The sequence below is a fragment of the Paraburkholderia translucens genome (assembly GCF_020881035.1).
In the GTDB taxonomy this organism is placed as follows: domain Bacteria; phylum Pseudomonadota; class Gammaproteobacteria; order Burkholderiales; family Burkholderiaceae; genus Paraburkholderia; species Paraburkholderia translucens.
In genome coordinates, this window is record NZ_JAJITC010000007.1 from 1 (window position 1) to 14,721 (window position 14,721).

Below are 14,721 nucleotides of genomic sequence, written 5' to 3' on the forward strand. Positions count from 1 at the left end.
GCTGGCGATGTCGAGAATGTCGTAGCCGCGATAGTGCAGATCGTTGCCGGTCTTGCCGACCGTGCACAGGGCCGTGTTGCCCGCGGTCACGCCCGACAGCGCGACGGATTTTTTCGGCTTGAACGCGCCTGTGTTCGGCGTGCTGTTATCTGCTTCGCTCATTTTGTCTCCAGAAAAGAGTGGAAATTTGGGTCTCTGCTTCGACTGGGCGACCTTGTACGCAAAGAACGGGCCAAGCGCTGCGCGTCCGGCTAAGTGCCTGATTCGACGCACATCTCGCAAAACGATTCGGCAACGCAGCCCACCCTTGATTTCATTAATGAAACCGGGAATTTCAAATTGGCAACGAATACCTGCATAATGGAGATTCCAACCCGCCCCGCCACGAGCCGCCGACCTTGAGCACACCTTTGTACGAACCGCCGCAGCGTCCGCGCGTCTGGGCGCTCAGTATCAGCCGCCTGCGCGATCTGTTCTTCGACATCGCCGGCGAGTATGCGCAACGCGCGGACATTCGCATCGTGTCGCACGCCTTCGAAGACGCGGTCCGCGAGATCGAAGGCGCGGGCGCCGGGCGGCCCGACGTCGTGCTCGCGGGCGGATCGAACGGCGCGTATCTGAAAACGCGCGTGTCGGTGCCGGTCGTCCGGATCAGCCCGACCGGCTACGACGTCATGCATGCGCTCGCGCGCGCGCGTCGCGACGGCGCGCGCGTCGCGCTCGTCACGCACGGCGACACGCCCGACGAACTGCGCCGCTTCACCGCCGCTTACGCGCTCGACGTCACGTTCGCGTCGTATCAGTCGGCGCAGGACGCCGAGAGCGTCGTGCTCGATCTCAGCGATCGCGGCATCGACGTCGTGGTCGGCCCGGGGATGGTCACCGATCTCGCCGCCAGCGCGGGCATGGGCGCGGTGTTTCTCTACTCGCGCGCGTCGGTGCGCGCCGGCTTCGACACCGCGCTCGAAGTCGCCCAGGCGACGCGCCGCGAAACCGTGCGGCGTCAGCGGCTCGACACGCTGCTGCAGCATCTGCGCGACGGCGTGGTCGCGCTCGACGCACTAGGCCGCGTCGAAGTGATGAACCAGCGTCTCGCGAGCGTGCTCGGCATCGATGCGGCGAAGGCGGTCGGCCGCACGCTGCACGATCTCGCGCCGGACCTCGCGGGCAGTCTGCCCGATGCGGACGGCGACAGTTTCTGCACGATGCGCGGCGCGAGCTATGTCGTGCATCGCGGGCCGCTCGCGAGTGGCGGCGCGGCGCCGGGCACCGTGCTGACGTTTCAGGAATCGCGCGCGGTCGAGCGGCTCGATCGCACGCTGCGCGCGCGTCAACGCGTGCAGCAGTTCACCGCACGCTACCGGCTCGACGATATCGTCGGCGCCTCGGAGTCGATCGAACGGGTGCGCGCGCTCGTCGCGCGTTATGCGAGATCGGATGCGACCGTGCTGATTCTCGGCGAGAGCGGCACCGGCAAGGAGATGGTCGCGCAGAGCATGCATCAGCTGAGCGCGCGGCGCGACTTCGCGTTCGTCGCGATCAATTGCGGCGCGTTCCCCGAGGCGCTGCTCGAAAGCGAGCTGTTCGGCTACGAAGAGGGCGCGTTCACCGGTGCGCGCAAGGGCGGCAAGGCAGGGCTGATCGAGGTCGCGCATCGCGGCACGCTGTTTCTCGATGAGATCGGCGAGATGCCCTTGCCGTTACAGAGCCGCCTGCTGCGCGTATTGCAGGAGCGCGAGGTGGTGCGGCTCGGTTCGACCGAGCCGACGCGCGTCGACATCCGCGTCGTCGCGGCGACGCATCGCGCGCTGACCGACAGCGTCGCGGCCGGCAGTTTCCGCGCCGATCTGTACTACCGGCTCAATATTCTCAGCATCGCCCTGCCGCCGCTGCGCGAGCGGCCGAACGACCTGCTGTCGCTCGCCGCCGAGCTGTTGCGCCAGGCGGCCGCGCGCGAGCCGAGGCTGGCGGCGCGCGTGCCCGACGCACGCACCGCCGCGCACATGCTCGAAGGGCTGGGCGCGGCATTGCGGCGCTATGCGTGGCCGGGCAATGTGCGCGAGTTGCAGAACGTGATCGAGCGGATCGTGGTTGAACTCGCGGATAGCGATGCGGACACGGATGCGAGCGCGGCGCTCGTCACGCGCGACCTGCTGCGCGCGATCGCGCCGGAAATCGTCGAGCCGATCGCGCGCGCGAGACCGGCCCCGCTGACGCTGCGCGAGCGCAGCCGTCATGTCGAAGCCGATGAAATTCGCGCGGTGCTCGCGGCTCACGAAGGCGATCGCGATGCGGCGTGCGCCGCGTTGGGCATCAGCAAGACGACGTTGTGGCGCAAGCTGAATGCGGGGCGTTAAGACCACGAACCGGAACGCCACGAATAGAATAACCGCCACCGCGTCCCCAACCCATTGCCCAAGGAGAAGCCCAGCATGTCGAACAAATACCGGATTGCCGTCATCCCCGGCGACGGCATCGGCGTCGAGGTGATGCCCGAAGCGCTGCGCGTACTCGAGGTCGCGACCGAACGCTTCGGCATCGAACTCGAGTATCAGCACATCGAGTGGGCGAGCTGCGATTACTACGCGAAGCACGGCAAGATGATGCCGGACGACTGGAAAGCGCAACTGCAATCGGCCGACGCGATCCTGTTCGGCGCGGTCGGCTGGCCTGACACCGTACCCGATCACATCTCGCTGTGGGGGTCGCTGCTCAAGTTTCGCCGCGAGTTCGACCAGTACGTGAATCTGCGGCCCGCGCGGCTTTTCGCGGGCGTGCCGTCGCCGCTCGCGGGACGCAAGGCCGGCGACATCGATTTCTGGATCGTGCGCGAAAACACCGAGGGCGAGTACTCGTCGGTGGGCGGCGTGATGTTCGAAGGCACCGAGCGCGAATTCGTGCTGCAGGAGTCGGTATTCACGCGGCACGGTAGCGAGCGTGTGCTGAAGTTCGCGTTCGATCTGGCGCAGCGCCGCGCGCGCAAGAAAATCACCGTCGCGACGAAAAGCAACGGCATCGCGATCAGCATGCCCTGGTGGGACAAATGCGCGGCCGGTATCGCCGCGCAGTATCCCGACGTCACATGGAACAAGCAGCACATCGACATCCTGTGCGCGCGTTTCGTGCTGAACCCCGACCGTTTCGACGTGGTCGTCGCGACCAATCTGTTCGGCGATATCCTCTCCGATCTGGGGCCGGCGTGCACGGGCACGATCGGCCTCGCGCCTTCGGGCAACCTGAATCCGGACCGCAAGTTTCCGTCGCTGTTCGAGCCGGTGCACGGCTCGGCACCCGACATCGCGGGCAAGCACATCGCGAATCCGATCGCGATGATCTGGTCGGCCGCGATGATGCTCGACTTCCTCGGCCATTCGAGCGGCAAGGAACGCGAAGCTCACGACGCGATCCTGAAGGCGATCGAGGCGACGCTGATCGATGGTCCGCATACCGCCGATCTCGGCGGTCACGCGAGCACGAGCGAGGTCGGCAAGGCCATTGCGGCCAAGCTCGCGTGACATGAACAGCATTCCCGTCTACGCGATGGTCGGCTTTCTCGGCAACCGGTATTGGGCGATGCGCGACCGCACACGCTGAAGACGAAAACTTTTGTCCAGGCCGTTCACGAGGGACACCGCCATGAGCAGGGAAGCCTATCCGATCGAAGTCGAATTCCCCGATCTCGCGCAGCACGAGCAATCGTCGTCGGGTATTGCATACGTCCACACGTTCGATTCCGGCGTGCCCGGCCCGCACGTGATGATCAACGCGCTCACGCACGGCAACGAAGTGTGCGGCGCGATCGTCGTCGATGAACTTCTGCGCCGCGCACTGCGGCCGCGCCGCGGGCGCCTCACGCTGTCGTTCGCGAATGTCGCGGCGTACCAGCGCTTCGATCCGGCCAATCCCGATGCCGCGCGCTTCGTCGATCAGGACTTCAACCGCGTGTGGACTGCCGCAATGCTCGACGACACGTCGCGCACATCGAGCGAACTGCAGCGCGCGCGGGCAATGCGCCCCGTGGTCGACACGGTCGACTCGTTGCTCGACCTGCATTCGATGCATGAGCGCTGCAAGCCGCTGATCGTCGCGGGACCGCTGCAAAAAGGCATCGACCTCGCGCTACGGCTCGGCACGCCCGCCACGGTGATCTGCGACGAAGGCCATCCCGAAGGCCGCCGTATGCGCGACTACGAAGGTTTTGGCGAGGCCGCGAGCCCGAAGAACGCGCTCCTGATCGAATGCGGTCAGCATTGGGAGCGCGGCGCGGTGGCGGTCGCGCGCGATACGACCGCGCGCTTCCTGCTGCTGTCCGGCGTGATCGACGCAACGGATCTGCCGCCGGGGTGGCTCGCGCCGTTGCCGCCCGCGCAGCAGATCGTGCGCGTGACGCAGCCGGTCGTCGCCACCAGCATGGACTTCAGCTTCGCCGCGGCATACACCGGCCTCGAGGTTTTCGCCGAGGCGGGCACGGTGATCGGCTGGTCGAACGGCGAGCCGGTGCGCACGCCCTACGACAACTGCATTCTCGTGATGCCTTCGCTGCGGCAGTTGCGTCCCGGTGTGACCGTCGTGCGGCTGGGGCGCATCGAGCGGACAGTGACCAATCCGGCGGTGACGGGCTGACGGCACGAAGCCGTTGGCCGTTTGTTTCGGCGCATGACCTGGCGCGCGGAGCTCGCGTTCAGCGCGCCGCCATCCTGTGCCAAAGCGGGCCCGCGCCCGCTTTCGCGCATCTGGGGTATTCCCCCGTTGACCCGATTCATTTCATTGCTTACAGTGGCGCGCGTTCGCGTGAAGAATCACCGTTCTATATGCGAACACATTCCCTCGCCCGGCGCGGCTCAGTCAAGCCGATCCGTCCGCATCTGATTCACTGCCTTAGCACGGCCATCTGGCTTGGGCGCAGGCGTCGTGCGCCGCTGCCAGGCGGCGTACAGTTTTAAGAAGAATGGCTCGTCGTAGCGGGCCTTTCGCCGTCAGGAGACCAACATGAACCGCAGCCCCGCTGTGAACGTTCAAACCTTCATCAACGAGCATCCGTTTTCGCCGTTCCAGTGGCTGATCTTTTTCATGTGCTTCATCATCGTCCTGCTGGACGGTTTTGACACTGCTGCGATCGGCTTCATCGCGCCTTCGCTGATCACCGAATGGGGTATCGACAAGCCCGCGCTCGCGCCGGTGCTCAGCGCCGCGCTGTTCGGCCTCGCCTGCGGCGCGCTCGGCTCGGGTCCGCTGTCCGACCGTCTCGGGCGTCGCTCGATGCTGATCGGCTCGGTGCTGCTGTTCGGCGTCGCCTGCCTCGCGTCGGCGTTCGCGACCGGCATCGACCAACTGACCGTGCTGCGCTTCATCACCGGCGTCGGCCTCGGCGCCGCGATGCCGAACGCGGTGACGATGATGGGCGAGTACTGCCCGGACAACCGCCGCGCCACCGTGATCAACCTGATGTTCTGCGGCTTTCCGCTTGGCGCCGCGTTCGGCGGTTTCCTCGCCGCGTGGATGATTCCGCACCTCGGCTGGCGCAGCGTGCTGGTACTCGGCGGCGTCACCCCGCTGCTGCTGTTGCTGCTGTTGGTCGCCACGATGCCGGAGTCGGTCCGCTACATGGTCGCGAATAACAAGCCGGCAGATCGGATTCGCGCGGCGCTCGCGCGCATTTCCGGCGATGCGGTGCAGGCCGGTGGCTTCACGATGACCGAAACCGCGCCGCAAACCGGCGGCAAGGGTCTCGGCGTCGTGCTGTCGCGTTCGTACATCATCGGCTCGGTGATGCTGTGGCTCGCGTACTTCATGGGCCTCGTGATCTTCTACGCGTCGATCAACTGGATGCCGATCCTGCTGAAGGACGCCGGCCTCACGCCGCAACGCGCGACGCTGATCTCCGCGCTGTTCCCGCTCGGCGGTGTCGGCGCGGTGCTGGCCGGCGTGCTGATGGACCGTTTCAACGCGAACCGCGTCATCGCCGTCTGCTATGCACTGACCGCGGTCAGCGTGTATTTCATCGGTCAGGCGGCCGGCAACGTCGGCGCGCTCGTGCTGATCGTGTTCATCGCCGGTGTGCTGATGAACACCGCACAATCGTCGATGCCGGCGCTCGCCGCCGCGTTCTATCCGACCGTAGGCCGCGGCACGGGCGTCGCGTGGATGCTCGGCGTGGGCCGCTTCGGCGGCATCGCGGGCTCGTTCCTCGTGGCCGAATTGACGCGCCGTCACTTCTCGTTCGGCGGCATCTTCGCGACCATCGCGATCGCCGGTGTACTGTCGTGCGTCGCGCTGCTGATCAAGCAGGCGGCACGGCCGCAGAAGATTGAAGCGGGTGCCTCGAAGGCGGAGTCGTTCGGGCATTGAGTGCGCGATGAGGCGTGCCCGCTAATAGACCAATAACAATTCGACCAGGTAGTGATTCAGAAGCCGCCCTGCGATTCGCAGAGCGGCTTTTTCTTTGGCCGGGCGCGTGGAGTCCCGCGCTCAGCGCAACGCTAGAAGCTGCTCGACACACAGAAGCACGGCAATCAGAACCATCGCCGCGCCTGACACCTGGCTGACCCTGCGCGCGACGCTCGGACGCGTGCGCAGCACCACCTTCGATCCGAGACCGACCATCGAATACACCACCGCGCAATTGATCATGTGCAGCAGGCCCAACGCGCCGATCTGCACCGGAATCGGCCATGCATCGGTGGCACGCGTGAATTGCGGCAGCAACGCGAGAAACAGCAGCAGCGCCTTGGGATTGAGACCGCTCACCGCGAAGCCCCGGACGGACCAGTCCAACGCCGCGTCGGGCGCGCGCTCGGCCGCTACCGCCGGCACTGCGGGGCGCGCAAGAATATTGCCGCCGACCCACAGCAGATAGCCCGCGCCGACGAAAGTCAGGACGGTCATCACCGCCGGTACCCTGGCGACTAGCGCGCCGACGCCCGCCGCCACCACCACGGTGATCGCGAGATAGCCGAACAACATTCCCGTAATGGCGGGCGCGATCGCCCGGTCGCGCAATCCAGCCGAGATCGCGTATGCCCAGTCCGCGCCGGGCACCATGACCAATGAAAACGATACAAGCCAGAATGCCGTCAACAAACTCACTTCCACAGCCCGGATTCCTCGCCGAAGGCATGATTCGAATGGAAGGAATGTTACGGTTTTGGCGCTCGAAGATGCTCCCTCTTTCTTGCCGCAGCCGAGCGGCCCGCGCTAGAATTTTTCAAATGGACAATATCGATCGCAAGATTCTTGCTGAATTGCAGCAAGATGGCAGACTCACCGTCACCGAACTCAGTGAACGCATTGGCCTGAGCCTCTCGCCGTGCCAGCGGCGCCTCAGAGCTTTGGAAAAAGCTGGGGTCATCAGCGGCTATCGAGCGATCATCGATCCGGCCACGATCGGCCTGAACTTCTCGGCGATCGTCTTCGCAACGTTACGGGAAGGCAGCAGCAAGAACATCCAGTCCTTCGAACGCGCGCTCGCGGACATCCCTGAGATCACGCGGGCGGAGCGCCTGTTTGGCGATCCCGACTACATGCTGCACGTGGTCACGCGCGACCTCAAGGCGTTCCAGCTCCTTTACGACCGCTATCTGTTGACCCTGCCGTGCGTGCTGCGGCTGTCGTCAACGTTGGTGATGAAGAGCATTTTCGAAGACAGGCCGCTGCCGTTGTGACGCATCGGCGCGACTTCCATGCGCCTGCGGCATTGTGATCCAGCGTAGTCAAAAGCATCGCGCACCACTTCCCGATACACTACGCAGCTATTCACGTGCGCGCAGCCCGGCACGGCGACGACCGCCGCGGCCGCGCCGCCGCCGTCTCATCTCAGGATTCCGGTAATGAAACGCGTAGTCGTATCCGCGCTCGTCGCACTGTGCATCGTGCAGCCGGCCGCTCAGGCCGTCGCGCAGACCGTCAGCGATCAATGTTTTGCTCTCGGCGATATCGCCAGCCAGGTCGCGTCGTGGCGCGCGCACAAGAAGACCAAAGCCCAGGCGCTCGAGCAGGCCGCTCGCTACTACCAGGACCCTTCCGATCGCTCGGCCGTCGACGCGATCATCGAAAAGATCTACAGCCCCGACGCGCCGCACATGACGCCCGATCAGGCAAGCATGGCGATCACGTCGGACTGCGTGAACCGGCACAAGGGGCAGGCATCGCCTGCGCAGTGATGCCTGCGATTGCCCTGCCCGCGTTCAGCGGCGCGCGTTAACGCTGGCGAAACGCATCCAGTGACGACAACGCATTGCCGTGGAAATCGAACAGCGTGTTGTTGTCCCACTGATCACCCGCGCCGACTTTCCAGCCGACATTCGGCGTCGGAATCCACTCGGGCTCCCACCAGAACACGCCCTTACCGTGCCCGTCGGGGATCGCCTTCACGATGTCGGTCACCGCGCCAAGGAATTGCGCCTGGCCGGCGGGCGTCTGCGGGTAAGGCGAGGTGCCGACGCTGGTCATCGAGTCCGGTTCGGAATCGCCATCACTCGTGGTCCACGGATACGCGGTTTCGACGACGATCACGTCCTTGTCGTAGCGCGTCGCGAGATCGTTCACGTTGCCCTGCAGGTCGCTGAACGAGCCCTGCCACTGCGGGTAGTACGACAGTCCGATCACGTCGAACGTGACGCCGCGCTGCGTCATGGCGTCGAACCACCAGCGGCTCGTCGCGTTGTTGCCGCCGCTGTCGATATGCAGCATCACCTTGATGCGTTGGTCCACGGATTTGACCGCGTCGCGCCCGGCCTTCAGCAGCGCGGCGAGGTTATCGAGCTGATCGTACTTGCCGAGCGGCCACAGCATGCCGCCGGTGATCTCGTTGCCGATCTGCACCCACTCGGGATGCACGCCGTCGCGCTCGAGCATCCGCAAGACGTTCGACGTATACGCCGACAGAAGTGCGCAGGTCTCGGCGATATCCTTGCCGGCCCAATCGTGCGGCGGGTACTGCTTGCCCGGATCGGCCCACCAGTCGCTGTAATGGAAGTCGATCAGCACGCGCAGGCCGAGCGCAGCCGCGCGGCGCGCGAGGATGCGTACGTGCTCCGCATTGTTCCAGCCGGCCGCGGGGCTCTGATTGGCCGGAAAGAAGTCGGGATTGCCAGGATCGTTCCACACCTTGATACGGATCGAATCGACGCCGTGACGCTTCAGAATGTGCAGGCAGTCGTGCGCCTCGCCGTGCTCGTAGTACTTCGCGCCGTTCGCTTCGAGTTCGAGCAAGGTCGAGACGTCCGCGCCCATCGCAAAGCGGTTTGCGTGCGCGGCGGCGGGCTGCTGCGCGGCATCTGCTACTTGGCCGCCGCGCTCCGCCGCAACAGCGGGCGCGCCAAGGGTCGCGCCGACACCGGCCGCTGCGGCGGCGCCCGCGAGCCATCCCAGCATTTCTCTTCGGTTCATCCGTCATCCTCCATCGATTGAATGGCGGCTCCTCGCGGGCCGCCTGGTCCGCTTTGATGCGTCGGTGTTGCACACTTCGAGTTTCGAACTTCGCGTTTCAGACTGCTTTTACCGCCCCTGCCCCAAGGTCTGTCGACTTATGGACCGCACGGCGTCACGCGTCTTTCCACGCGCAAACATCGCCGGTATTCAGGCGCGGCTCGCCCAGCACGAACGTCGCATTGCGCGGCGCCGGCGCCTGTACCGGTTGCGCACCGAAATTGAATGCGAAGGTCAGGCCGCCGCGGCGACGCAGCCGCAACCCGTCGGCTAGCGCCTGCGTCTCGAGGCCCGCATCGTGCGCCGCCTGCCGCAACACCGTGCGATGCAGTTCATGCGAGAGCCAGCCGGCGACGTAGCGCACGTTGCCGTGCGTCAGCAGCGCGGGCCACGCGTCGTCGAAGCGCGCGGCAGTACGTGTCTCGCCATTGGCGCGCACATGCTCGCGCCAGTGCAGCGCGTGGCCCCGCGCGCCGTCGATCGACAGCGCGGGCGCCAGCGTCGGCCGCAGCGTTTCGACTTCGAGTACCTGGATAGGCAGCACGCGCTGCAACGCGCCGGGCGGCAGATTGTCCGGAATCGCGAACGCGCCGGTTTTCGAGCCGCTGCGCGGGCCGAACACCCATTGCGCACGCGAGCGCTCGATCTGTTCGACGAACGCGCCGTCGATCACCGCCAGACTCGGCACGACGACTAGCGGGTACGCGGCAAGATCGGCACGGCTCGACACGATATCGACATCGAGTCCGAGTTCGCGCAGCGACTCGTAGTAATCGAACGCGAGCGCCTGATAATCGAAGCCCTTGCCGTGACGCTGGATTTCGAACATCCACTGGGTCTCATAGTCGAAGACGAGCGCGGTGGCCGCTCGCGCGGGCGCGGCGAGTGTCGACAGCACCGTACTGCCGGCAATTTCACGCGCGGCCCGTTGCACTTCGAGACCGCCCGGCGACAATTCGTTGTTCGGCAGGTTGAGCCCGGAATGCATCTGCTCCTGCGCATACGGACACTGGCGCCACCGGAAATACGACACCAGCTCCGCGCCGTGCGCGAACGCCTCGTACGCCCATAGACGCACCATGCCCGGTGCGGGCGCCGGATTCCACGGCGCCCAGTTCACCGGGCCGGCCTGCTGCTCCATCACCCAGAAGCGGCCGCCGCCAACGCCACGATAACGATCGTGATCGAACGCGGACACGTCCGGATGCCCGGTACGAGCGAAACGCGCCTTCTGCTCCTCCGGCAAGGCGATCGATTCGGTGCGCGCGATCGGATAGCTGTCCCATGCGGCGACGTCGATCGCGTTGTCAGCGGCGAAGCGATAATGATCGAAGGTCGTGAAGAAGCCCATGAAGTTGTGCAGCAGATCCGCGTTCGGCGCATGCTCGCGCAACACGTCGATCTGCTCGCGATGAAAGCTCGCCACCTCGTCGGACATGAAGCGGCGGAAGTCGAGCAGATGGATCGGGTTCGCGTCGGTGGGCGTCAGCGTCGGCAAGCCAATCGCCTCGAACGACGGATACTCCATGCTCCAGAACACGTTGCCCCACGCGTCGTTCAACGCCCCGATCGTTTCGTAGCGGCGCTCCAGCCACGCATGAAAACGCCGCAACGCCGCAGCCGAATAGCTCGGCACCGTATCGTGGCAGCCGAGTTCGTTATCGGTCTGCCATGCGACGATCGACGGATGCCGCCCGTAGCGCTTCGCCATCGCGGTGACGATGCGCACGCATTCGCACCGGTAGGTGTCGCTCGAAACATCGTAGTGACGGCGCGAGCCGAAATTCCAGCGCGTGCCGTCCGCGCGCACCGGCAACACGTCCGGATACGCGTCGACGAGCCACTTCGGCGGCGACGCGCTCGGCGTGCCGAGCACGAGTTTCAGGCCCGCTTTGGCGAGCGTTTCGACGGCCTCGTCGAGCCATTGCCAGTCGAATTCACCGGCGCGCGGCTCCATGCGGCTCCACGCGAATTCGGCGATCCGCACATGCGTGATGCCGAGTTCGACCATACGTTGCGCGTCATCGGCCCACATCGCGCGTGGCCATTGTTCCGGGTAGTAGCAGACACCGAGTTGCATGTGAAAGTCTCGTGGTGAGTTGACGTCGAGCCGTCGTTTCAATCGTGTTTCAGGCGCCGTTTATCCCTTGCTTGCCCCGAAGGTCAGTCCGGCGACGAAATGCCGTTGCATGGCGAAGAACATCAGCACCGAAGGCAAAGCGGCCAGCACCGAGCCGGCCGCGACCAGGTTCCACGCGGTCGTCCATTGCCCCTTCAGCGCGGCCACGCCGACCGTGATCGGCGCCGCGTCGTCGCCTTGCGTGAGGCACAGCGCCCAGAAGTAGTCGTTCCACACGAACGTGAACACGAGGATCGCGAGCGCGGCGAGCGCGGGGCGGATCAGCGGCAGCACGATGCGCAGATAGATCGCCCACTCGCTCGCCCCTTCGACGCGCGCGGCCTCGATCATCTCGAACGGCAACTGCTTGATGAAGTTGCGCAAAAACAAGGTGCAAAAGCCGGTCTGGAACGACACATGAAAGATCACCAGCGCCCACACGGTGTTGAACAGGCCGAACTTCAGCGCCATGTCGCGCACCGGAATCATCAGGATCTGGATCGGCACGAAATTGCCGGCAACGAACGCGAACAGCACCGCCGTGTTGCCTCGAAAGCGATACGTCGCCAATGCGAAGCCCGCCATCGACGCGAGCACGATCGCGCCGATCACCGACGGCACCGTGATCAGCACGCTGTTGGCGAAGTAATGGAGCATCGGCGTTTGCGTGAGCGCGGCGCCATAGTTTTCCAGTAGCGCAAAGTGTTTCGGCCATGTCCAGTAGTCGCCCTGCGAGAGTTCATCCGACGAGCGGATCGACGTCAGCAGCACGGCGAGCATCGGCAGCAGCCAGATAAACAGCGCAAGCGGCAGCGATGCCTTGTAAAGACCGCGATTCAGCGGTTTCCAGCGTTCGACGGGAAGCGGATACATGACCGGGTACTCCTGACGTTCAGAGGGATCAGCGTTCCTCGCGCAGCATGCGGCGCAGATGGAACACGATATAGACGAGCATGATCGCGAACAGCACCACGGCGATCGCCGCGGAATAGCCTTCGCGGTAGTACTTGATCGCCTGGTCGTACATGAAATAGGCGAGCACGGTGGAGCTGTCGAACGGACCGCCGCCGCTCATCACCGCGATCAGATCGAAGCTGCGCAGTGCGCCGATCACGGTCAGCACAACTGCCATGAAGGTGGCGGGCCGCAATTGCGGCAGGATCACGTGCCACAGCAGTCGCAAGCCCTTCGCGCCTTCCATGCGCGCCGCCTCGACCACTTCGGGATTGATGCCGGTGAGTCCCGTCAGATACAGGATCATGCAGAACGGCGTCTGCGGCCAAAGCGCGGCGAAGATGATGCCGAACGTGACCGTATGCGGATCGCCGAGTACCGGAATGCCACGACCGACGATCAAGCGCAGCAGCCCGAACGTCGGATCGTAGAACCAGCTGAACACGAGGCCGACCACGACGCCCGACAGCACGAACGGCGCGAAAAACAGCGACTTCACGACGCGCATGCCGCGCAAGTGCTGGTTCAGATACAACGCGAACAGCAGACCCAGCGGCGGCGCAAGCAAAAACAGCCCGAGCCAGATCAGGTTGTTCTTCAGCGCCGTATAAAACGTATCGGACTGAAACAGCTCGACGTAATTGGCGAGACCCGCGAAGGTCTTCGGCGTCATGCCGTCCCAGTTGTAGAAGCTCAGCGAGATGCTGCTGACGATCGGATAGATCACGCACAGCGTAAATAACGCGCACCCCGGCAGCAGAAAGAAAAACGCGGCGCGATGCTGATGATGTCGTGTCGTCGAGACGCGACGGTGCCGCGCCGCGGGCAGGCGGCGCGCTGCGGTATGAGACATGGAACGACCTCGTCGAAAATCGAAGGCGGAACGGGAACCCGGGAGCCGGCCGCGATCAGGCGGCCGGCGCGGTGGGACTTACTTCTGGTAGATGCGCCTGCGCGTCGCTTCGAGATGAGCGAGCACGCTGTCGAGTTGCGACGGATCGCTGTAGAACTGCTGCATGGCCTTCATGCCTTCGTCGGCCATTTCCTTCTGCATGTCGCGATCGTAGAACTGCGCGATGCCGCCCTTCGTGTTCGCGAGCGTCTGGAAGCCGACCTTCGAGATCGCATCTTCAGGCGGCACCGCCTGGCTGTTCGACGGCAACTGTCCCCAGCCCTTCGCGAGTTCGGAGTTGATCTTCGGCGTCTCCATGAACGCGAGCAGCTTGCGCGCGTCGGCCTTGTTCTTCGCCTTCGCCGGAATCAGCAGCACGTTGACGGGACCGTCTTCAGCCATCGGCACGTTCGCGTCGATCACCGGAAAGCGGAAAAAGCCGACCTGATCCTTGACCGACGGCGGGAAGCTCGCCGAGAAGAACGTGCCCATCAGCATCATCGCGGCCTTGCCGTTATTGAGGATCGGTGCGATCGAATCGACGTCGTACGAAAGCGCGTTGTCGATAAAGTCGTGATTGTCGAGCAGCGTCTTCCACGTCGTGTAGACCTTCTTCACGCGCGGATCGGTGTATGGAATCTCGCCGGCCATCAGTTTCTGGTGGAACTCGTTGCCGTTGATGCGCAGATCGAGATAGTCGAACCAGGCCGCGAGCGTCCAGCTATCGCGCGCGGCCACCGCGATCGGTGCGACGCCGATCGCCCTCAGCTTCCTGTTTGCGTCGAGCAGTTCGTCCCACGTCTTCGGCTCGCTCTTGATGCCCGCCTTCTCGAAGAGATCCTTGCGGTAGAAAAATCCGTACGCGTCATAACCGAGCGGCGCCGCGTACTGCTTGCCCTTGTACGTCGACGCGTCCTTGACCGACGCGTACTGCTGCGACCAGCCGTTCTTCGCCCAGTCGGAGCTCAGATCTTCGAGCAAACCGCGCTGCGCGTAATAGGCCATGCGTTCGCCGTCGTGCCACGAGACGACGTCGGGCGGATCGGTGGCGAGCCAGCCGCCCATCTGCACCTTGTACGCCTCCTCGGTCACGTAGGTGATTTTCAGATCGATGTCGGGATTGGCTTTCTTGAACTGGTCGAATGCGTCCTGCCAGGTCGAGCGTTGATTACCGCGCGCCGATACGTTGACGTTCAGCGTGGCCGCGTCGGCCACGGCACTGCCGAACGCGCCGGCCACCACGGCGGCGGTAATCGACACCTGTGCAAGACGGCGAAGGCGAAAAGCGATCATCTATGTCTCCTTGTCTACCTTGTTGACCGGCTACGCA

12 protein-coding genes and 1 pseudogene are annotated in these 14,721 nt (G+C 64.6%); 6 read left to right on the top strand and 7 right to left on the bottom strand.

The window, feature by feature from the left end:
* Nucleotides 1–162 (bottom strand): annotated as a pseudogene (locus LJ655_RS14395) (2-methylcitrate synthase); the annotation flags it as partial.
* 236 nt (nt 163–398) lie between these two features.
* Between LJ655_RS14395 and prpR the strand changes: the two are divergent.
* The 4 genes from prpR (at nt 399) to LJ655_RS14415 (ending at nt 6,348) form a co-directional block, all read left to right on the top strand.
* A complete protein-coding gene (gene prpR / locus LJ655_RS14400; RefSeq protein ID WP_230561925.1) occupies nt 399–2,357 on the top strand; it encodes a propionate catabolism operon regulatory protein PrpR in 1,959 nt (652 codons plus the stop codon).
* Between the two features lie 75 nt (nt 2,358–2,432).
* Complete coding sequence (locus tag LJ655_RS14405) at nt 2,433–3,515, top strand: tartrate dehydrogenase (RefSeq protein ID WP_230561926.1); 1,083 nt, start codon at nt 2,433–2,435, stop codon at nt 3,513–3,515.
* A 121-nt stretch (nt 3,516–3,636) separates the two neighbouring features.
* Entirely contained in the window at nt 3,637–4,623 is a 987-nt protein-coding gene (locus LJ655_RS14410) for a M14 family metallopeptidase (protein ID WP_230561927.1), read from the top strand.
* 366 nt (nt 4,624–4,989) lie between these two features.
* Entirely contained in the window at nt 4,990–6,348 is a 1,359-nt protein-coding gene (locus tag LJ655_RS14415; RefSeq protein WP_230561928.1) for an MFS transporter, read from the top strand.
* 120 nt (nt 6,349–6,468) lie between these two features.
* Here LJ655_RS14415 and LJ655_RS14420 read toward each other — a convergent pair whose 3' ends face one another.
* A complete protein-coding gene (locus LJ655_RS14420) occupies nt 6,469–7,101 on the bottom strand; it encodes a LysE family translocator (RefSeq protein ID WP_230562233.1) in 633 nt (210 codons plus the stop codon).
* 107 nt (nt 7,102–7,208) lie between these two features.
* On the opposite strand from LJ655_RS14420, the gene LJ655_RS14425 reads away from it, so the two are divergent.
* Together LJ655_RS14425 and LJ655_RS14430 are read left to right on the top strand one after the other, a co-directional pair.
* On the top strand, nt 7,209–7,661 hold the full coding sequence (locus tag LJ655_RS14425; protein WP_230561929.1) for an Lrp/AsnC family transcriptional regulator: 453 nt from the start codon (nt 7,209–7,211) through the stop codon (nt 7,659–7,661).
* A gap of 165 nt (nt 7,662–7,826) precedes the next feature.
* Entirely contained in the window at nt 7,827–8,159 is a 333-nt protein-coding gene (locus tag LJ655_RS14430) for a hypothetical protein (protein WP_230561930.1), read from the top strand.
* Nucleotides 8,160–8,196: 37 nt separating this feature from the next.
* On the opposite strand, the gene LJ655_RS14435 is transcribed toward LJ655_RS14430, so the two are convergent.
* The 5 genes from LJ655_RS14435 to LJ655_RS14455 form a co-directional block, all read right to left on the bottom strand.
* A complete protein-coding gene (locus LJ655_RS14435; protein WP_230561931.1) occupies nt 8,197–9,387 on the bottom strand; it encodes a glycoside hydrolase family 53 protein in 1,191 nt (396 codons plus the stop codon).
* 154 nt (nt 9,388–9,541) lie between these two features.
* Nucleotides 9,542–11,506, bottom strand: a complete 1,965-nt coding sequence (locus tag LJ655_RS14440) for a beta-galactosidase (RefSeq protein ID WP_230561932.1) — start codon at nt 11,504–11,506, stop codon at nt 9,542–9,544.
* A 60-nt stretch (nt 11,507–11,566) separates the two neighbouring features.
* Nucleotides 11,567–12,418 carry a carbohydrate ABC transporter permease gene (locus LJ655_RS14445; RefSeq protein WP_230561933.1) on the bottom strand — a complete coding sequence of 284 codons (852 nt, stop codon included), beginning with the start codon at nt 12,416–12,418 and terminating at the stop codon, nt 11,567–11,569.
* Nucleotides 12,419–12,446: 28 nt separating this feature from the next.
* Nucleotides 12,447–13,352 carry a carbohydrate ABC transporter permease gene (locus LJ655_RS14450; RefSeq protein WP_230561934.1) on the bottom strand — a complete coding sequence of 302 codons (906 nt, stop codon included), beginning with the start codon at nt 13,350–13,352 and terminating at the stop codon, nt 12,447–12,449.
* 78 nt (nt 13,353–13,430) lie between these two features.
* Nucleotides 13,431–14,684, bottom strand: coding sequence for an ABC transporter substrate-binding protein (locus tag LJ655_RS14455; protein WP_230561935.1), 1,254 nt, complete (start codon nt 14,682–14,684; stop codon nt 13,431–13,433).
* Between the last annotated feature and the right edge of the window lie 37 nt (nt 14,685–14,721).